This window comes from Streptomyces niveiscabiei (genome assembly GCF_001419795.1).
GTDB lineage: Bacteria > Actinomycetota > Actinomycetes > Streptomycetales > Streptomycetaceae > Streptomyces > Streptomyces niveiscabiei.
Genome location: NZ_LIRL01000058.1, coordinates 1 through 18422, shown reverse-complemented (window position 1 = coordinate 18422; position 18422 = coordinate 1). Strand labels below are relative to the sequence as shown.

The 18422-nt window shown below is 71.2% G+C and carries 18 protein-coding genes; 12 read left to right on the top strand and 6 right to left on the bottom strand.

Translation table 11 applies throughout. The features are described from left to right. Both AOK24_RS03765 and AOK24_RS03760 read left to right on the top strand, forming a co-directional pair. Positions 1 to 803, top strand: an 803-nt coding sequence (locus AOK24_RS03765; RefSeq protein WP_159051779.1) for an aminotransferase class V-fold PLP-dependent enzyme, incomplete at its 5' end; no start/stop codon positions are given. Between the two features lie 41 nt (positions 804 to 844). After that, the gene (locus AOK24_RS03760; RefSeq protein WP_055718618.1) at positions 845 to 1261 is read left to right on the top strand and encodes a carboxymuconolactone decarboxylase family protein; all 417 of its coding nucleotides are present in this window, start codon (positions 845 to 847) and stop codon (positions 1259 to 1261) included. Here AOK24_RS03760 and AOK24_RS03755 read toward each other — a convergent pair. Next, positions 1248 to 3725 (bottom strand): alpha-L-arabinofuranosidase C-terminal domain-containing protein, encoded by a 2478-nt coding sequence (locus AOK24_RS03755; RefSeq protein ID WP_055718617.1) that lies wholly within the window; start codon positions 3723 to 3725, stop codon positions 1248 to 1250. The two genes, AOK24_RS03760 and AOK24_RS03755, sit on opposite strands and share 14 nt — an antisense overlap. Positions 3726 to 3851: 126 nt before the next feature. Between AOK24_RS03755 and AOK24_RS03750 the strand changes: the two genes are divergently transcribed. Continuing rightward, entirely contained in the window at positions 3852 to 4295 is a 444-nt protein-coding gene (locus AOK24_RS03750; protein WP_055718619.1) for a DUF6314 family protein, read from the top strand. Between the two features lie 2 nt (positions 4296 to 4297). On the opposite strand, the gene AOK24_RS03745 is transcribed toward AOK24_RS03750, so the two are convergent. Then, on the bottom strand, positions 4298 to 4735 hold the full coding sequence (locus tag AOK24_RS03745) for a GNAT family N-acetyltransferase (protein WP_055718616.1): 438 nt from the start codon (positions 4733 to 4735) through the stop codon (positions 4298 to 4300). 177 nt (positions 4736 to 4912) lie between these two features. Between AOK24_RS03745 and AOK24_RS03740 the strand changes: the two genes are divergently transcribed. Beyond that, positions 4913 to 5107 (top strand): DUF1918 domain-containing protein, encoded by a 195-nt coding sequence (locus AOK24_RS03740; RefSeq protein ID WP_055718615.1) that lies wholly within the window; start codon positions 4913 to 4915, stop codon positions 5105 to 5107. A gap of 27 nt (positions 5108 to 5134) precedes the next feature. Here the strand turns inward: AOK24_RS03740 and AOK24_RS03735 are convergent, their stop codons facing one another. Beyond that, the gene (locus tag AOK24_RS03735; protein ID WP_055718614.1) at positions 5135 to 6355 is read right to left on the bottom strand and encodes a glycoside hydrolase family 10-like protein; all 1221 of its coding nucleotides are present in this window, start codon (positions 6353 to 6355) and stop codon (positions 5135 to 5137) included. A 131-nt stretch (positions 6356 to 6486) separates the two neighbouring features. Here AOK24_RS03735 and AOK24_RS03730 point away from each other — a divergent pair, with 131 nt between their 5' ends. Both AOK24_RS03730 and AOK24_RS03725 read left to right on the top strand, forming a co-directional pair. Next, positions 6487 to 7347: a 3-hydroxybutyryl-CoA dehydrogenase gene (locus tag AOK24_RS03730; protein WP_055718613.1), complete on the top strand. Its 861-nt coding sequence runs from the start codon at positions 6487 to 6489 to the stop codon at positions 7345 to 7347. A gap of 204 nt (positions 7348 to 7551) precedes the next feature. Then, complete coding sequence (locus tag AOK24_RS03725; protein WP_055718612.1) at positions 7552 to 7818, top strand: hypothetical protein; 267 nt, start codon at positions 7552 to 7554, stop codon at positions 7816 to 7818. Positions 7819 to 7821: 3 nt separating this feature from the next. On the opposite strand, the gene AOK24_RS03720 is transcribed toward AOK24_RS03725, so the two are convergent. The 3 genes from AOK24_RS03720 to AOK24_RS03710 all read right to left on the bottom strand — a co-directional run bounded on the left by AOK24_RS03720 (position 7822) and on the right by AOK24_RS03710 (position 11454). Continuing rightward, entirely contained in the window at positions 7822 to 8352 is a 531-nt protein-coding gene (locus tag AOK24_RS03720; RefSeq protein WP_079056665.1) for an NUDIX hydrolase, read from the bottom strand. 177 nt (positions 8353 to 8529) lie between these two features. Next, a complete protein-coding gene (locus AOK24_RS03715) occupies positions 8530 to 9870 on the bottom strand; it encodes an NsdA family TPR-like regulatory protein (protein ID WP_055718610.1) in 1341 nt (446 codons plus the stop codon). 360 nt (positions 9871 to 10230) lie between these two features. Then, a complete protein-coding gene (locus AOK24_RS03710; RefSeq protein WP_055718609.1) occupies positions 10231 to 11454 on the bottom strand; it encodes an MFS transporter in 1224 nt (407 codons plus the stop codon). Positions 11455 to 11649: 195 nt separating this feature from the next. Between AOK24_RS03710 and AOK24_RS03705 the strand changes: the two genes are divergently transcribed. The 6 genes from AOK24_RS03705 to AOK24_RS03680 all read left to right on the top strand — a co-directional run. After that, a complete protein-coding gene (locus tag AOK24_RS03705) occupies positions 11650 to 12303 on the top strand; it encodes a TetR/AcrR family transcriptional regulator (RefSeq protein ID WP_055718608.1) in 654 nt (217 codons plus the stop codon). Between the two features lie 208 nt (positions 12304 to 12511). Then, positions 12512 to 13495: a 3-oxoacyl-ACP synthase III family protein gene (locus tag AOK24_RS03700; protein WP_055718607.1), complete on the top strand. Its 984-nt coding sequence runs from the start codon at positions 12512 to 12514 to the stop codon at positions 13493 to 13495. A gap of 55 nt (positions 13496 to 13550) precedes the next feature. Further along, positions 13551 to 14318, top strand: a complete 768-nt coding sequence (locus AOK24_RS03695; protein WP_055718606.1) for an arylamine N-acetyltransferase family protein — start codon at positions 13551 to 13553, stop codon at positions 14316 to 14318. 17 nt (positions 14319 to 14335) lie between these two features. Continuing rightward, positions 14336 to 15895, top strand: coding sequence for an FAD-dependent monooxygenase (locus AOK24_RS03690; protein ID WP_240000960.1), 1560 nt, complete (start codon positions 14336 to 14338; stop codon positions 15893 to 15895). 2 nt (positions 15896 to 15897) lie between these two features. Beyond that, complete coding sequence (locus AOK24_RS03685; protein ID WP_055718604.1) at positions 15898 to 16821, top strand: LLM class flavin-dependent oxidoreductase; 924 nt, start codon at positions 15898 to 15900, stop codon at positions 16819 to 16821. 70 nt (positions 16822 to 16891) lie between these two features. Beyond that, positions 16892 to 18422: carboxylesterase family protein (locus AOK24_RS03680; RefSeq protein ID WP_055718603.1), on the top strand; the 1531-nt coding region annotated here is incomplete at its 3' end.

Below are 18422 nucleotides of genomic sequence, written 5' to 3'. Positions count from 1 at the left end.
GGTTCGGCCTGACGGAGGACGGCCGCCTCGACCTGAGCCGGATCGACGAACTCCTCGACGAGCGCACGAAGGTCCTCGCGCTGACCCATCAGTCGAACGTCCTCGGCACGATCAACCCGGTCCGTGAACTCGCGGACCGCGCGCACCGGTTCGGCACGGTGGTCGTCGTGGACGGCGCCCAGTCGGTGCCCCACCGCCCGGTGGACGTACGGGAGTTGGGCGCGGACTTCCTCGCCTTCTCGGGCCACAAGATGCTCGCGCCGAACGGCATCGGCGTCCTGTGGGGCCGGGAGCGGCTCCTCGCGGACCTCCCGCCGTTCCTCACCGGCGGCTCGATGATCGAGATCGTCGAGATGGACCGCTCGACGTTCCTGCCGCCGCCGCAGCGCTTCGAGGCGGGCGTCCCGATGACGTCCCAGGCGGTCGCCCTCGCGGCGGCCATCGACTACCTGACGGCCCTGGACATGCGCGAAGTCGCCGCGCACGAGGACCGGTTGACGGCGTACGCGCTCCAGGAGCTCCAGCGGGTCGACGGCGTACGGATCGTCGGCCCCACCGACCTCGCCGACCGGGGCGCGACCCTCTCCTTCACGGTGGAGGGCATCCACCCGCACGACGTCGGGCAGATCCTCGACGAGCGCGGTGTCGCCGTGCGCGTCGGGCACCACTGCGCGCGGCCGATCGTGAAGCGGTACGGGATTCCGGCGACGACGCGGGCGAGCTTCTACGTGTACAACACGGCGGCGGAGGTGGACGCGCTGGTGGAGGGCGTGCGGGCGGCGCAGAAGTACTTCGGGGCATAGGAGTTGCGTTGGAGCGCGCTCCAGCTTCTACGGTCTCTCCCATGACGAACAACGAGAGCACCACCCGCGACGAGCGTTTCGCCCACGGCCTCGAAGTGCTGCGCGCGGTGGACGGGGAAGCCGGCCAACGGGTCATCGACTCGCTGGCCGGCATCAGCCCCGAACTCGGCCACCAGATCGTGGCCTGGGGCTTCGGCGAGATCTACGCACGTCCCGAACTGGCGCCTCGTGACCGCCAGTTGGTGACGCTCGGGATGCTCACCGCGCTCGGCGGCTGCGAACCGCAGCTGGAGGTGCACATCAACGCCGCCCTGAACGTCGGCCTCACGCCGACGCAGATCACCGAGGCGCTGCTGCACTCCGCCGGGTACTGCGGTTTCCCGAAGGCCCTCAACGCGACGTTCGTCGCGAAGAAGGTCTTCACGGAGCGGGGGATCCTGCCGGCTACCTCTGCTTGATCCGCAGGAACGTCACCGAGTTCGCCGGGAAGGTGTACGTGAACTTTCTGGCGACTCCGTCGACGGTGGACGTCACGGGCGCGACCGGGGTGGCCGTCTCCGTGTTCACGGCGTCGGCGGCTGCGGCCAGCGTGGTGGCCTTCGCGCGGGACGCGACCCGGGAGGTGCCGAGGTCGATCGCCGTACGGGCGTCCACCGCCTGCGCGTTGACGACCTTCACGATCAGCTCGCCGGTCCGCGCGTCGCGCGTGACGACCTGGCGGAACGGCTCGGCCGGCTTGTCGTCGGTGAAGCTGCCCCACTCCTTGCCGTCGATGGACAGGGTGACCTGGCGGCCCCTGACCTTGACGTCGACGTCGTAGGCGCGGCCCGTCTCGACGCTGCCCGCCTTCGAGATCAGCGTCGACTTGCCGCCGTCCACGGCCTGTTCGACGGCGGTCTGGGTGTTGTTCCAGCCGCCGATGTTGAACCAGTAGAAGTTTCCGGTGTCCTTGACGCCGAACGCGACCAGGAACCCTTCCTTCCCTGCCTTCTTGGTGGCCTTCACGTGCAGGTCGTAGTCGTGCCAGCTCGGGTCGCCCGCGCTGACCAGGGTGTTCTCGGCGGCCGTGTCCGTCTGGACGTACTGGCCGTCCTGGACGCTCCAGCTGCCGCCGCCCGAGTGCGTCCACTTCGAGGCGTCACCGGAGAAGTCGTCGCTCAGCAGGGCCGTGCCGTCGGCGCCGGTGACCTTGACGTCGTCGTAGGCGGCGCTCGTGGCCCAGGTGGAGAGGCCGACCGCGCCCGTGATCGGGCCCTGGAGGGACGGGGTGCCGGTGGCCTTCGACGGGACGACGCGGTCACCGACGTTGGTCATGAACAGCTTCTGGACCTCGTAGTTGGCGGAGTTCCAGGAGGCGTGGTTGTTGAACCAGATCAGGTCGGGGCGCCACTGGACGTAGTCCTCGTTCGCGAACAGCGGTGCGTACGAGGCGAGTTTGACGACGTCCGCGTTGCGCTCCAGGCCCGTCATGAACGCGGCCTCGCTGAGGCCGTTCTTGAACGCGTTGCCCTGGGAGGCGTATTCGCCGAGGAAGACCTTCGGGCCGCCGCGGTCGTACGTGTCGTAGCGGTCGTTGTTCTGGAGGAACCACTGGGGGCTGTTGTAGTAGTGCTCGTCGACCATGTCGACCTTGGCGTCCCGGTTGAGCTGCCAGGCCGTGTCGAAGGTCGAACCCGAGTCGTCGGGGCCGGAGTTGGAGATCACCGTCATGTACGGGTACGTGGCCTCGATGGCCGCCCGGAACTTCTTGAAGCGGTCGAAGAACTCGACGGGGAGGTTCTCCTCGTTGCCGACCTCGATGTGGGTGAGGTGGAACGACTTCGGGTGGCCCATCTGCGCGCGGAGCTTGCCCCACTTGGAGGTGACGGGTCCGTTGGCGAACTCGATGAGGTCCAGGGTGTCCTGGATGTGCCGCTGGAGGAGCGCGGGGTCGTCGACGGCCTTGTTCTGGCCGCAGCCGGTCACCAGCGCCGGGACGACGGGCAGCGGCATCGCGCCGATGTCCTCGGAGAAGCGGAAGTACTCGTAGTAGCCGAGGCCGTAACTCTGGTTGTAGCCCCAGAAGTTGGAGTTGACGGCGCGGGTCTCGACCGGGCCGACCGTGTCCTTCCACTGGTACGAGCGGGCGCGCTGCCAGTTCGACGCCTCGCTGTAGTCCTGCATGGAGCCGGTGTTGACGAGGCAACCGCCGGGGAAGCGGACGAAGCCGGGCTTCAGGGCGGCGACCTTCTCGGCCAGGTCCTTGCGCAGGCCGTTGGGTTCGCCCTTGTAGGTGTCGCGGGGGAACAGCGAGACCATGTCCAGCGCGGCGGCCTCGGTGGAGGCGACGCTCAGGCGGCCGACGCTGCTCGTGCGGGTCGCCGTCAGCGTCACCTTGTACTGCCGCCAGCCGCCCGCCCGTACGGCGACCTGGCGCGCGGTCGCCAGGGTGCCGTCCGCGTCCTGGAGGGTGACCGTCAGCGTGGTGCCGGACTGCGCGCGGGCCCAGACCGAGAAGTCGTACTTCTTGCCCTGGTCGACGTGGACGCCGGTGTTGTAGCCGGAGTTCGTGACCGCTGAACCGGCGGCCAGGGAGAGGTAGTTGCGGTTGCGGTCGTTGAGGCGGCCCGCGTCGTCCACGACGTTCGCCGAGCCGGTGACCGTCCACGCCGTCAGCGGGGTGTACGAGCGGTTGTCGACGGTCGAGTACTCGAAGGAGCGGTTCTGGACGAGTTCCGCGTACAGGCCGCCGTCCGCGGCCCTGTTGATGTCCTCGAAGAACACGCCGTACATCGTGTCGTCGATCGTCGCGCCCTTCGCGGCGGGGTCGACGGTGATCGTGTAGTCGGTGGGGGCGGCGGCGTGTGCGGTGGTGGGCAGTGCGGCTGTGGCCAGCAGGAGGGCGGTGGCGCCGAGACCGAGTCTCAGGCGGGTGCGTGGCATGGGGGCTCCGCGGCTCGATGTGCGAAATATCGGACAATGATCAGCACTTCGAACGGCAAGATAGGGAGGGGGCACGAGGGCGTCAATGCGTCGCGCGGTACCGAAAGTGTCGGAAGGCGGGTGCGGGTGAGCGGGTTGTGGGCGGTCGCGGATGTTCTCGGCCATCTCGCGGGGGCGTGGGCGGTGGAGCGGTCCGTGCGGGACCTCGCGAGCGGGGACACCGGTTCGTTCGCCGGTACGACCGACTTCCGGCCCCTGGACGGCGGCGGGCTGCTGCACCTGGAGTCCGGGACGTTCACCTGGCAGGGCGCCGCCCGCCCCGCCTCACGCACCCTGCGGTTCCTGCCGGGGCCGACGCCGGGCTCCGCCGACGTCCGCTTCTCCGACGGGCGCCCCTTCCACGACCTCGACCTCACGACCGGCCACCACCTCGCCGAGCACCCCTGTGCCGCCGACCTCTACCGGGGCGAGTTCACGGTCCTCGACCCCGACCACTGGCTGACGGTGTGGCGGGTAGGGGGCCCGGCGAAGGACCTCGTCCTCACGACGAGGTACACCCGCCACCCCTGAACTCACCCGAAGTGCAAGGCCATCCACTGGTCCGGCCGCTCCAACTCCGCGAACCCCAGCCTCTCGTACACGCCGTGCGCGTCGTGCGTCGCCAGCAGCATCCTGCGGAGGCCGAACGGCGCGAGGTGATCGCGGACTCCGGCCACGAGCGAGGTCCCGATGCCCTTGCCCCGGACACCCGGATCGACGTACACGTCGCACAGCCACGCGAAGGTCGCGCGATCGGTCACCACCCGCGCGTACGCCACCTGCTCCCCCGAACCGACCGCGTACACCCCGAAGTTGAGCGACCCGGCGATGGCGGCGTCCTGCTTCTCCCGGGCCCTCCCGAGCGCCCAGTACGCGTCGGTGGACAGCCACTTGTGCACCCGCTCGGCGTCGATGCGGGCGGTGTCGGGCGAGAACTCGTATCCCTCGGCGAGGGGGAAGGTGTCGGTCATGGGAGGAGGGTCGCAGGCGGGGGCGGGGGCAGTCGAAGGGGTTTACCGCGTAGGAGGCCTTGCGGAGGTCCGTCACCGCTGCCACCGTCCTCGTCCGGATCGCGGTCGCCCGACGCGCGCGGAGCTGACCCGGCCCCCGTACCGCCGTAGACTCAGGAGCGAGATGAGGAGGCCCAGATGCAAGCATCCGTGGGCGACCAGCTCGTCCAGCACGGCAGAGTGGTTGGCCGCCAGGACCAGGTCACCGAGGTGATCGAGGTCCTGGGCCCCGCAGGCCAGCCTCCGTACCGGGTCCGCTTCCCCGACGGTCACGAGGCGCTGATGTCCCCGGGCCCGGACTGCGAGATCCGGCACCCGGAGAACCGGGGCTGAGGACGGCCACGGGGTGGGCCCCCGGGTTCACCCCATGGCCTTCTTGCCGTAGTGGTCCTTCACCACCCGGGAGAACGCGCCGATCGGGTCCGCCTTCACCTCACGCGCCGCGAAGTACACGTGCCCCCGCACCTCGGGCCGGGCGTCCGCGAGGGTGAGGTGCCGGGAGAGTTCGGCGGGGTCCTGCCAGGGTGCGGGCTGGGCGGGGGCGCCCGCCTTGTAGAGGGCCTCGCCGATGTACAGCTCCGTACGGCTGCCCTTCGCGACGTCCGCCCACCACGGCACGAGCTTCGCGTAGTCCGCCGCCGCGAAGCCGATGTTCCAGTACACCTGGGGGACGATGTAGTCGATCCAGCCCTCGCGCACCCACTTCCGGGTGTCCGCGAAGTTGTCGTCGTAGGACTGGGCGGCGCGGGTGTCGGAGCCGAGGGGGTCGGTCGCCTTATTGCGCCAGACGCCGAAGGGGCTGATGCCGAAGCGGGTGGTGCGGCGGACCGCCTTGATCCGGGCGGCCATGTCGAGGACGAACGCGTCGATGTTGGCGCGCCGCCAGGCGGCCCGGTCGGGGAAGCCCTTGCCGTACGCCGCGTAGGCGGCGTCGTCGTCGAAGACCTGGCCGGCGACGGGGTACGGGTAGAAGTAGTCGTCGAAGTGGACGGCGTCCAGCGGGTAGCGGCGTACGGCGTCGAGGATCGCCCTGCGGCAGAAGGCGCGGACCTCGGGGAGCCCGGGGTTGTAGTACATGCGTCCGCCGTAGGTGACGACCCACTCGGGGTGGACGCGGGCGGGGTGCGTGGGCGTCAGCTTCGTGAGATCCGTGTGGTTGGCGATCCGGAACGGGTTGAACCAGGCGTGCAGCTGGAGCCCGCGCGCGTGCGCCGCCGCGACGGCCGTACCGAGCGGGTCCCAGCCGGGGTGCACGCCCTGCGTGCCGGTGAGGACGGCCGACCAGGGCTCGTACGGGGACGGCCAGAGCGCGTCGGCGGTGGGCCGCACCTGGAAGATCACGGTGTTGAGCCGGGACCGGACGGCGAGGTCGAGCCAGGAGACCAGCTCGGCGCGCTGCCGGCCGGCGGTGAGGCCGGCCTTGGAGGGGAAGTCCCGGTTCGCGACGGTGGCGAGCCACATGCCCCGCATCTCGCGCCGGGCGTACCCCCCGGACTCCCGCCCCGCGGCAGCCGCCTCGGTTCCCCCCGACAGCACGGACAGCGCCGCCACCGCGAACGCCCGCCGCGTCATTCGCCCCATAGCAGAACCCCTCGGAAACTCGGTGTGCGGATCGTCTCGGGGCACAGCATGCCCGACCCCGGCGATCGATCATCGATACTTGCTAGTAACGTGCACGTTCGGAGCAGGATCAGCACCGTGAGAGGAGCGATGTGACCGACATCGAACGCGTCGGAGTGGTCGGCTGCGGCCAGATGGGCGCCGGTATCGCCGAGGTCTGTGCCCGCGCCGGACTCGACGTGAAGGTCGCCGAGACGACCGGCGAGGCCCTGGAGTTCGGCCGGACCCGGCTGCTCACCTCGCTGACGAAGGCCGCCGAGCGCGGCAAGATCACCGAGGAGGAGCGGGACGCCACGCTCGGCCGCCTCAGCTTCACCACGGACCTCGGCGAGTTCGCCGACCGGGACCTCGTCATCGAGGCGGTCGTGGAGAACGAGCAGGTGAAGACGGAGATCTTCCAGGTCCTGGACCAGGTCGTGACCCGCCCGGACGCGATCCTCGCCTCCAACACCTCCTCGATCCCGCTGGTGAAGCTCGCGGTCGCGACGTCCCGCCCGGACCACGTGATCGGCATCCACTTCTTCAACCCGGCCCCGGTGCAGAAGCTCGTCGAGCTGATCCCGGCGCTCACCACCAGCGAGGGCACCCTCTCCCGCGCCCAGCTCTTCGCCGAGAAGCTCCTCGGCAAGCACGCGATCCGCGCCCAGGACCGCTCGGGCTTCGTGGTGAACGCGCTGCTGATCCCCTACCTCCTCTCCGCGATCCGGATGTTCGAGACGGGCATCGCGAGCCGCGAGGACATCGACAACGGCATGGAGCTGGGCTGCGCCCACCCGATGGGCCCGCTGAAGCTGTCGGACCTGATCGGCCTGGACACGGTCGCGTCGGTCGCGCACTCCATGTACGAGGAGTACAAGGAGCCCCTGTACGCCGCTCCCCCGCTGCTCCAGCGCATGGTGGACGCGGGCCGGCTGGGCCGGAAGTCCGGCGCGGGCTTCTACCCGTACGCCTGACTACGGACCGTCACCCGGAACGGGCCCGGCGCTCTTCGGAGCCCCGGGCCCGCGCCATTCACACACCGTGTGCGCGCCGGGCCCGCATATGCCCTCCGCACACTCTCCCGCCGCGCCCACCAGGGAGGTTCACTCTTCATGCGCATGCAAGGGATGGCGTTCCGTTACGGACCATCACGGATCATCGCGGAGAGGAGCGGAGAGGTGACCGGCGATCCGGAACATCCCACCAGGACCATGAAGACCGAGGAACTCGCAGAGTTACGGCGCCGACTCGACGTGGCGTACGCCCGCGTCGAGGGCGGCCTCGCTCTGCTGACCCACCGTACCGAGGAGACCGCCAAGGAACTCGACGAGCTGAACAGCCGGATCGTCACCCTGGAACACCGCCGCTGGCCGCTTCCCTCACTGGCCGCGGTCACATCGATCGGCGCCCTGGTGGCCACCCTCTGGGAGCGGATGGGGCGCTGACGCTCACCCCAGCCTGAGGTGGTGCAGGAGCAGCAGAGCGGCGGCCATGTTCGCGGCCGGGACCTCCCCACGGGCGACCATGTCGGGGACGAGCTTGAGCGGGACCCACTCCCTGCGGTCCGACTCGAAGTCGTCGACGGGATGTCCGACGTACTCCCCCTCGTCCGCCCAGTAGATGTGGTGGCGGGCGTCGGTGAGTCCGTTGGACGGCTCGACGGTCATCAGGTGGTGGAGAGGCCCCGGCCGCCAGCCGGTCTCCTCCTCCAGCTCCCGCGCCGCCGCGTCCGCGACGTCCTCGCCGTCCTCGACGACGCCGGCCGCGAGTTCCCACCCCCAGCTGTCCGTGATGAAGCGGTGCCGCCACAGCAGCAGCACCTCGTTCGCCTCGTTGACCACCGTCGCGACCGCGACCGGCCGCAGCCGGATGAGGAAGTGGTCCAGGTGCCGTCCGTCGGGCAGTTCGACGTCCGCGAGATTGACGCTGAACCACCGGTTCACGTACACGGCCTGTTCGTTTTTTTTCGTCCACTGCACGGTTCTGCCACCTTCCGTCGGGTAAGGGGCAATATCGCAGCAGGGGATGTGCGACGGAGCGGTACGGAGGTGGGAGCGGGAGCACACAGGGGGCGGATCGGGAGCGCTGTCCGGAACGCGGACAGCCTTCAGCGGTACGCCTTCCCTGTATGCCACTGATCAGTCGTACGCGTGTCTCTACAGCGGAACCCGCAGCGCCCCGTCGATCAGCTCGGCCGCCTCGGCCGTACCCGCGCCGCCGCTGCGCGCCAGGTGCTCGCGGACCTCGCGCAGCCGGTCCCGCAGCCGCTGGGACTCCATCCCCCGCGCCTGCTCGGCCATTTCGACGGCCGTGACGACCGCCTTGTCCGCGTTGCCCTGCCGCAGCTCGATCGTGGAGAGCATCGCGAGGCGGTGGACGCGGCCCCGGTCGTGCGCCGGGGTGTCGACGGCCGCGGCGGCGTGCTCGGCGGCGGCCGTGATGTCACCGAGGCTCAACAGGGCTTCCGCGACCTGGACGTTGACCAGGCCCGGCTGCACATAGCCCGTCTCGTCGGGTTCGTGGCCCCGCCGGATGCGGTCGGCCGCCGTCTCCGCGCGCCGGATGCAGGAGATCGCGCTCGTGCTGTCACCGAGGTGCGCGTACGCCTTCGCCTGCATCGCGTACAGGTCGGAGGCGAGGGCGGGGGTGATGTGCTTGCCGGCCGTCCGCAACGCCGCCTCCGCGAACGCGACCGCCTGGCGGAACTCCCGCATGAACAACGCCTGGTTGACCAGCAGCGCGATCACGTACGCGCCGAGTCCCCGGTCGCCGCTCGCCTTCGCCAGGCGCAGCGCCTGGTGGAAGTAGCGCTGCGCGAGGCCGTGCGCGTCCGAGTCGTACGCGCAGATGCCCGCGATCGCCACCAACCCGCCCGTCGCGCGGTGCAGTTGGCGTCCCGTCGCGTCCGTGTAGCCGCCCCTCAGCAGCGGGGCCGCCTCCGCGTTGAGAAAACCGACGATCCTCGCGCGCGTCGCCACGCCGCCCGCCTTGCGGTACATCTGCTCGTAGTGGGCGCGGGCCGCCCTCAGCATCTCGATGTCCCCGGCGGTCACGCGGTGGCGGCCACCCCGGCTCACGTCCACGTCCTCCGGGGGGTTCTCCCACTCCCACACCGGCATCACCGCCGGAGTGCCGGTGACCGCCGGAGCGCCCAGGATGTGCGGCCGTTGCTGCTCGTCCGAGCGCCACAGCGCGGTCGCCCGCTCCACGAAGCCCGAGAGCGTGCCCGAGTGGGGGGCGCCGGGTTCGCCCGGTACGCCGAGACCGATGTCGTCCAGCGTCACCGGGCGGTGCAGGCGCGCCGCCAGCACCTCGCAGATCAGGTCCGGGACCTGGCCCCTAGGGCGCTGGCCCTTCAACCAGCGGGCCACCGCGGTGTGTTCGTACCGGAGCGCCAATCCCCGTCTCCGGCCCACCTCGTTGACGTGAGCCGCCAGGCCCGCGTGCGAGATGCCGGCTTCGTCGAGGATCGCGTCGAGGAGGGTGTTGGGCTGCATGCTGGCCCCCGTTGTGGCTCGGTGGGACCAGGGTAGTGGGGGTGGGTTCACACGGGGTGTGAAGGGAGCGCCCGCGGAGAGGGGGGTGCGCGCGGTTTCGGCGGGCGGTTCAGTGCGGGTTCACTGGAGTGCCTCCGGCCGGGGCGGCGGCTCCCCCTCGAAGTTGCGACGTCCTGGCCGGAGGGTTGGGCGACTAAGGATGGGGGGCTAGGGGTGAGTTGTCGGGCGCGGACCGTATGGGGCTGGTCGCGCAGTTCCCCGCGCCCCTGAAGGATTGGGCTGGGGTGCGTGGTCCGGTGCGGGCGGGCGGTCGGGGTCGCGTAGCGACCCACCCCGCGCCAGGCGCCCCGGATGCTCCCTCTACGCCAGCAGCAGTGCCACGATCGCCGGGCCGAAGCCCGCGCCCAGTTGGTAGCACAGCGTGAACAGGCCCAGTGCCGTCGTGCGGAGGCGGTCCGGGGCTCCGCCCACCGCGACCACCGAGAGGGTTGCCTGGCCGGAGGCCGCGACGAAGACCGCGACGCCGCCCGCCGCCAGCATCAGCAGTGCGGGGACGCCGACCGCCACCGTGATGGGGGCCGCGACTCCCAGTGTCAGGAGCACCGTCAGGACCGTCCTGCGGTTGAGGCGGCCCGCCGAGGCGGCCATGCCCCACGACAGGATGGAGCCGGTCAGGAGGGCGATCAGGACGCCGACGCCCACCGACGACGTCGTCCAGCCCTCGTTGTCCTCCAGCAGGCGGGGGACCGCGTAGAGGAGGGCGAAGTACGTCGTGGAGAGGGCGCAGACGACCAGGCAGGCGGTGAGGTAGAGCGGGGAACGCAGCAGGGGGGCCGGGACGAAGCCCTCGGGGCGGCGGCGTATCCACGCGGCCAGCGCGGCGATCAGGGCGAGCGCGCAGAGGATCGCCGGGAGGGGGAAGCGGCCGAGGAGGACCAGCGCTGAGATCAGCCCGCCGGTGAGGAGCGCGCCGGTGACGTCGAAGGGGGTGTGGCCCTCGGCCGGGCGGAACTCGGGGGCGCGCAGGTAGACGTACGGCGCCGCGAGCAGGGCGACCGCCGACAGGGAGAGCGCCGCGTGCCACGAGACGTGGTCGCTGAGGAGGGAACCGGAGAGCGGGCCGAGCGCGCCGAGCATGCCGCTGCCCGCCGTGATGACGCCCATGCGGGCGGGCGTACCGGCGAGGGTGATCGCGGTGGTGATGAACCCGCCCCCGCCGAAGGCCTGCGCGGCCCGGCCGACGAGGAGGCCGGGGAGGGAGCCGGAGAGCAGGACGGTGAGTGTTCCGGCGACGATCAGCGCGGAGCTGACGAGGACGGCGGTCCGTACGCCCCGGTGCCGCAGGAGGGCCGCGACCATCGGCGTACCGATGGCCATCGCGAGCCCGAAGACGGTGGCTGTCCAGGTCGCCGTGGAGACGGATATGCCGACGCCGTCGGCTATGTCGGGCAGCGTCGTCGTCGCCGCGTTGGCGCTGAGCGCGGTCGGGGTGGCCATGAGTCCGAGGGCGAGGGCCGCGACCGGGCGCCGTTCGGGTGCCGGCGTGGGGGCCTGCACGGAGGTGCTCGGTGAGGAACGGGTCATGGATCGGTGGCCTCTCTGGGGGGACGTGACACAGCAGCGATGGCCCGCTGGCAGAGGGGGAACCACTGCGGCTAGAGTATGGATTACACCGATGACTGTAAACAATGCGACGATGGATGTAGGTCCAACGGCGTAGACCGGAGCCGCTCCGGTGCCGGGTACGCTGCGGTCCTGCTGACGATCGGAGGGACTGCCATGACGGTGGGGACGGCGACGACGGACACCCGTCGCGGCATGCCGGAGAAGCGGCGGGCGATCATGCGCGCGGCCCGCGCCGTGTTCGGCCGCGAGGGCTACACCCGCGCGGGCGTGGACACCATCGCCCTGGAGGCCGGTGTCTCCAACCGCACCATCTACAACCACTTCACCGACAAGGAACAGCTCTTCCAGACGGTCGCCCTGGAGGGCGCCGAGCAGGTCACCGCCGCCATCGCGGAGATCCTCGAACGCCACCTCCGCAAGATCGTCGACGTCCGCGAGGACCTGATCGCCTTCGGCCTGGAGCGCGTCGCGGCCGTCACGGAGTTCCCCGACCACTTCGCCCTGGTCCGCACGATCGAGGCGGAGGCGTCCCGCATCCCCACCGACGTCCTGGAGGCCTGGCGCGACGTCGGCCCCCTCTCCGCGCACAAGCGCCTCGCCCCCTACCTGCGCCGGATCGGCGAACGCGGGCTGCTCCTCCTCGACGACCCCGAGCGCGCCGCCAACCACTTCAACCTGCTGACCATCACGGACGTCAACCAGCGCACCTTCTACGGTGCCCTGCCGCTGCCCGAAGCGGAGGTCAACACGATCGTGGTGGACGGCGTGGACACGTTCCTGCGGCTGTACGGAGTCGAAAAAGGCTGACACCCGGTATTCACCGGCTAATTCGCGGCGTTTTGGAAAAAGCGCCGAGCCGATTTTTCCCCTGCTGTCTTCCCAGCTCAGAGGCCACTTCCGGGTGGCCTTTCCGTCGTTCCCCTTTTGCGGAACGGTGACTTGACGGACTCTCCCCGACCTCCTTTCCGCCCTCCCGTGACCGGCCGATGCTGACGGGGCAGGAAAGGAGTCACAGATGAACCTCGCCCCTGTGGGAATCCTCGGGACGGGCTCGTACCTGCCGTCCCGCGTGGTGACCAACGAGGACCTGGAAGCCCCGACCGGCGTCACCGACGAGTGGATCGTCCGCAAGACCGGCATCAGGGCCCGCCGCTTCGGCAAGCACGACGAGGCCACCTCGGACCTCGCCGCAGCCGCGGCCCGCGCCGCCCTGGAGGACTCCGGGACCAGAGTCGCCGACCTGACGCTGATCGTCGTCGCGACCTCCACCCCGGACTCCCCGCAGCCCCCCACCGCGGCCCTGGTCGCGCACCTCCTCGGCGCCCCCAGCACGGCCGCCGCCTTCGACCTGAACGCCGTGTGCAGCGGCTTCGTCTACGCGCTCGCCGCCGCCCAGCGGATGCTGGCCGCGACCGGCGGCACCGCGCTGGTGATCGGCGCCGACATGTACAGCCGGATCACCGACCCCACCGACCGCCGCACCCGCGTCCTGTTCGGCGACGGCGCCGGAGCCGTCGTCCTCGGCGCCACGGACCGGCGGCGGATCCTCGCGAGCCGGCTGCTCACCTACGCCGAGGGGCGGGAACTGGTCGGGGTGCCGGCGGGCGGCACCCGGCTCGGGGTGAACGCCGGGACCGTGGACGAGGGACGCCACCACTTCGTGATGAACGGGCGCGGCGTCAAGGAGATCGTGTACGACAAGCTGCCCGGCACCCTCTTCGCGTTCCTCGACGAGGCCGGCGTCGCCAAGGAGGACATCGCGCACATCGTCCCCCACCAGGGCAACGGCGTCATGCTCGGCGACCTGGAGCGCGAACTCGCCTTCCCGCTGGCCCGGTTGCACACGACGGTCGGCGAGTACGGCAACACCGGCGCCGCCTCCATCCCCGTCACGCTCGACGCGGCGGCCCGCGCGGGGGAGCTGCGGGCCGGGGACAAGGTGCTGCTGACCGCGTTCGGCGGCGGCTTCTCCTTCGGGCACGCGCTGGTCGAGTGGTGAGCGCCTCCGGTGAACCCGCGCTTGTGAATTCGCCGCTATGAAGAGGAGGACAGCAGTGGACGCCTACCTGCGGCGCATCGGCGCCGACCGGCCCGAGCGGGCCGACCTGGAGAACCTCGCCCGGCTCCAGGACCGCCACCTGAGGACCGTGCCGTTCGAGACGGTCGACTTCAACCTCGGCATCCCCATCAGGATGGGCGAGGACGTCATCGAGAAGATCGTCGACCGGCGCCGGGGCGGCGGCTGCTACGAGCTGAACACCGCCTTCGCCGTCCTGCTGCGCGGCCTCGGCTACCAGGTCGACCTGCTCCCCGGCCGCACCCTGCACAACGGCAAGCAGGCCCTGCTCGGCGCGCACGGCGGCCACATGATGCTCAAGGTCACGATCGACGGCGAGCCCTGGCTCGTGGACGTCGGCTTCCGCTGGGCCAGCCGCCGCCCTCTGCGCCTGCGCGAACGGGGCCCGCAGAAGGACGAGAACGGCGAGTACCACATCGTGGACGGCGAGTACGGCGACGTCGTCATCGTCCACGACGGCGTCCCCCGCGTCCGCCTGGAGACCCGCCCCCGCGACACCTACGACTTCGAGCCCACCCTGTGGTGGTTCTCCAGCGCGCCCGAATCGCCCGTCACCGGCGGCTCGGTGTGGGCGTCGATCGTCACCGACGCGGGCCGCGTCTCCCTCCTGGACCGCACGCTCACCCGGACCGAGGGCGGCGAGCAGGTCCGCGAGGTCCTCGACGACGAGGCGTTCCCGGTCGCCTGCCGCCGCTGGTTCGGCATCGAGCTGGACCGCCTGCCCCAACTCCCCCCGATGACCTGATGAGAAAGCGGAGCACCGTGCCTACAGAGAAGACCTTCGACGTCCTGGTCGCGGGTGCCGGACCCTCGGGCCTGCTCCTGGCCTGCGAACTGCTCAGCCGCGGAGTCCGCGTCCGCATCGTGGACGCCGCCCCCGAGCCGATGCACGTCCCCCGGGCGCTGTCCATCTACCCCCGCGCGATGGACATCCTGGCCGACCAGGGCCTGCGCGACGCGGTGTACGACGTGTCCAGCACGATCCGCACGCTCAGCTACTTCTCCGACCGCAACCACCTCGCCTCGTTCCACATACCGGAACAGCACGCGGCCCGCGTCCTGCCCCAGTACGAGACGGAACGCATCCTCACCGAACGCCTGGAGGCCCTCGGCGGCAAGGTCGAGCGCGGGGTGCGCCTGCTGTGCCTTGAGGGCGTCGACTTCAGCGGCCGGATCGAGGGCACGTCCCGTATCACCGCCGTCCTCGAAGGCCCCGACGGCATCGTCGAGCGGGCCACCGCCTCGTACGTCGCCGGCGCGGACGGCGCGGGCAGCGCGGTGCGCGGACAGCTCGGGATCGGGTTCCAAGGGTCCACGTACGGACTGGAGTTCGCGCTCGTCGACGCCAAGGTCGAGGGCGACCTCGACCCGGAGGAGATCCTCTACTACCAGGACCCGTCCGGCACCCTCGCCGTCGTCCCGCACCCCGGCGGCGTCTACCGGTTCCTGTCCGTCCTGCCGCAGGGGGCGGGCTCGGCCGGCGTCGAGATGATGCAGGAGATCGTCGCCGAGCGCGGGCCGCGCGGCGTACGGATCACCGAGCCCGTCTGGACGACCGTCTTCCGCGTGCACGCCCGCCTCGCCACCGACTTCCAGCTCGGCCGGGTCTTCCTGATCGGCGACGCCGCGCACGTCCACAGCCCGGCCGGCGGACAGGGCATGAACAACGGCCTCCAGGACGCGCACAACCTGGGCTGGAAGCTGGCCGCCGTCCTGCGCGGGACGTCGCCGGTCTCACTCCTCGATACGTACGGCCCGGAGCGGTTCGAGGCGACCCGGCGCAGCGTCCGCGATACGGACCTGCACACCAAGGCGTGGATGGCCAAGGGGCGGGCCCGCGTCCTGATGCGGGACGCCGGGTTCAAGCTCGCCGAGCGTACGGGGGCCGCGTCCCGGCTGTACGCCCCCGTCCTCGCCGGACGCCGCCAGACCTACCCCGTCGCGCGCGACACCCAGCTCCCCTCCGGCGTCTCGCCCTGCCAGGCGCGCGCGAAACTCCCCGGCGGGACCGGTGTCGGCGGGCTCTTCCCGCGCGAGCAGATTCTCGCGCACGGCATGAAGGGGTGGACGCTCGCGGTCACGGGGACGACCCTCGGCGCCGGGGACTGGCACCAGGAGGTCGGCCATATCGCCGCCCGCTGGCCCCAGTTGAGCGTGGTGACCGTCCCCGCGCGGACCCTCGCCGATGCCACCGGCTGCCGACGGCTCGGCTACCACCTCGTACGGCCCGACGGGCATGTCGCCGCGCATGGGCACGAGGGGGATCTGAACCGGTTGGAGAAGGAGCTCGGGGCTGTGCTGGTGCGCGGGAAGAAGGGCTGACGATGACTGTCCACGTGGGTGCTCAACTGCCCGTCAACGCCATCCCCGGCTACCGCGACGACCTCGATCTCGCCGCCGTCGCCCGGCACGCCGAGGATCTCGGTCTCGACTCCGTCTGGGCCGGGGACCGCCTCGCCGCCCCCTATCCCACCCTCGACCCGTCTCTGGTCCTCGCGACGGCCGCCGCCGCGACGACCCGTATCCAGGTCGGGTACGGCGTCATGCTGCTCGCGCTGCGCTCCGCCGCGTGGGCCGCGAAGCAGATCGGCACGCTCCAGCGGCTGTCCGGGGGCCGTACGGTCCTCGGGGTCGGCGTCGGGACCGGCGACCCCGGCGAGTGGGCCGCCGCCGGGGTCTCCCCCCGGGGCCGGGGACGGCGCACCGAACGGCTCCTGGACCTCCTGCCCGGCCTGCTCGCCGGGGAGCGCACCGCCCTGACCGACCTGCCCGGCAGCCCGCCCGTCGCGCTGAACCCGGCGGTGCCCGTGCCGGAGATCTGGATCGGCGGGGGCTCCGAACAGGCGCTGCGGCGGGTCGTCTCGCACGGGCAGGGATGGCTGGCGGCGATGAAGCCGCCCAAGGAGGTGGCCCGTTGCACCGGGCGGCTCGGTGAACTCGCCGCGGAACACGGGGTGCCGGCGCCCCGGGTCAGCATGCATCTCCACGTCCGCCTGCTGTCGCACGCCGACCCCGCCGCCTCGTCCCGCGTCGCCGACCGCCTCACCGCCCAGTACGGCATGCCGCGCGCCCTCTCCGGCGACGTCGGGGTCGCCGGGACACCTGCCCAGATTGCTGAGCGGCTGCGGGAGTACGGGGACGCGGGGGCCGAGCGGTTCGTGCTCGTGCCGTTCGGGGAGGACGGGGACGATCCGTTCCGGCAGTACGAACTGTTCGCGCGGGTAAGGGAGTTGCTGGCCCGCGACTGAGTCCGTGCGCAGGGCCCCGGTGACGATGCCGGGGCCCGCTGTCTTTCTTCATCGAGGAGTTGTACGAGCTGTGACCTCCGGACTCACGACCACCTCCGTCGTCCGCACCCACGGCGGTGACCTGCGCGGCACCCTGGAGACGTACCGGCAGCGTCCGCTGCACGTGTTCCGGGGCATCCCGTACGCCGTCGCCGAACGGTTCGCCTCGCCCCGAATCGCCCTTCCCTGGACGGGAGTTCGCGACGCGACCGCCTTCTCCCCGGCCTTCCTCCAGCCCGGCGTCCCCGACAGCCGCGAGGACGCCCTGTACGCCAACGTCTGGACGCCCGATCCCGGTGCCCGGCTGCCGGTGCTGGTGTACGTCCACGGGGGTGGCTGGCAGGTCGGGTCCGGGAGCGCGCCCACCTTCGACGGGGCCAAGCCCGCCGCGCTCGGGAACATGGTCGTCGTCAACTTCAACTACCGGCTCGGGGCGTTCGGTTGGGGCCTGCACGAGGCGTTCACCGACCCCGGTACGGGGAGGTTCGCGAACTGGGGGTTGCAGGATCAGGCCGCGTTGCTGCGGTGGGTCCGGGACAACGTCGAGGCGTTCGGCGGTGACCCCGGGGACATCACGCTGTGCGGGACCTCCGCCGGGGCCGTCACCGCGCGGCTGCTGACCGACGCCGACGGGACCCGGGGGATCGCGCGGCGGCTCATCGCCATCAGCGCGAGCCGGCCCTGGGCGCCCGCGCTGGGGCTCACGCCTGGGGACGCGACCGAGGCGTACGAGCGGCTCGCCCGCGAACTCGGGGTGTCCGTACCGGGGTTGCGTACGGTGCCGGCGCAGGCGTTGTTCACGGCGTGGAACGCGCTCTTCCAAGGGGCGCCCGCAGAGCGGGTGTTGGGCAGCGGGCGGGAGTACCGGGGGCCTGTGCTGGACCCGTTGACCGGGGTGGGCCGCGAACCGGTCGTCCCCGCGATACCGGTGATGTCCGTCCACAACCGCACCGAGGGGTCCTTCTTCACCGACCCGCACAGCGTGTCGTTCCCCCCGGCGCCGCCCGCGCCCACGGACCCGCGTCAACTGCGGGACGCCGTACGGGAGGTGATGCTCAAGTGCGCGGACGCCGTGGAGGACGGGCTCGCCGAGGCGTGCGTCGAGGCGTACCGGGAGGCCGCGCTCGACGAGGGGCGGCCCGCCGATCCGCTCTCGCTGTGGACCGAGGTGTGGGGGGACGCGGTCTTCCGGTACCAGATCGTCCGGCTCGCCCAGCGGCACGCGCTGCGGGGGGTTTCGCCGCAGTACGTCATGGAGTTCGCGCATCCGGTGCGGGCGCCGCACTTCGGGACGCCGCACGACGCCACGTCGAAGTTCCTGTTCGGGTCCCACGCGCACCCGTTGTTCGTGGGGCAGTTCGGGGACGGACCGGTGGAGCGGCGGGTGTCGGACACGTTCGTGGATCTGGTGGCGTCGTTCGTGCGGGGGGAGGTTCCTGTCGAGGGGTGGCCCGTGTACGAGCCGGGGGTGCCCAGTGCGTTGGTGCTGGGGGGAGTTGAGGGGGCTCGGGTGGAACATCCTTCGAAGTTGCGGCAGTTGGAGTTCTGGGACGGGGTGGAGT

Bases quoted from the DNA above. Each gene is read 5' to 3' on its own strand.
- AOK24_RS03735 (WP_055718614.1), bottom strand. From the start codon at position 6,355: ATGGGGCGAATGACGCGGCGGGCGTTCGCGGTGGCGGCGCTGTCCGTG.
- AOK24_RS03710 (WP_055718609.1), bottom strand. From the start codon at position 11,454: ATGACCCGTTCCTCACCGAGCACCTCCGTGCAGGCCCCCACGCCGGCA.
- AOK24_RS03755 (WP_055718617.1), bottom strand. From the start codon at position 3,725: ATGCCACGCACCCGCCTGAGACTCGGTCTCGGCGCCACCGCCCTCCTG.
- AOK24_RS03745 (WP_055718616.1), bottom strand. From the start codon at position 4,735: ATGACCGACACCTTCCCCCTCGCCGAGGGATACGAGTTCTCGCCCGAC.
- AOK24_RS03740 (WP_055718615.1), top strand. From the start codon at position 4,913: ATGCAAGCATCCGTGGGCGACCAGCTCGTCCAGCACGGCAGAGTGGTT.
- AOK24_RS03715 (WP_055718610.1), bottom strand. From the start codon at position 9,870: ATGCAGCCCAACACCCTCCTCGACGCGATCCTCGACGAAGCCGGCATC.
- AOK24_RS03685 (WP_055718604.1), top strand. From the start codon at position 15,898: ATGACTGTCCACGTGGGTGCTCAACTGCCCGTCAACGCCATCCCCGGC.
- AOK24_RS03760 (WP_055718618.1), top strand. From the start codon at position 845: ATGACGAACAACGAGAGCACCACCCGCGACGAGCGTTTCGCCCACGGC.
- AOK24_RS03700 (WP_055718607.1), top strand. From the start codon at position 12,512: ATGAACCTCGCCCCTGTGGGAATCCTCGGGACGGGCTCGTACCTGCCG.
- AOK24_RS03705 (WP_055718608.1), top strand. From the start codon at position 11,650: ATGACGGTGGGGACGGCGACGACGGACACCCGTCGCGGCATGCCGGAG.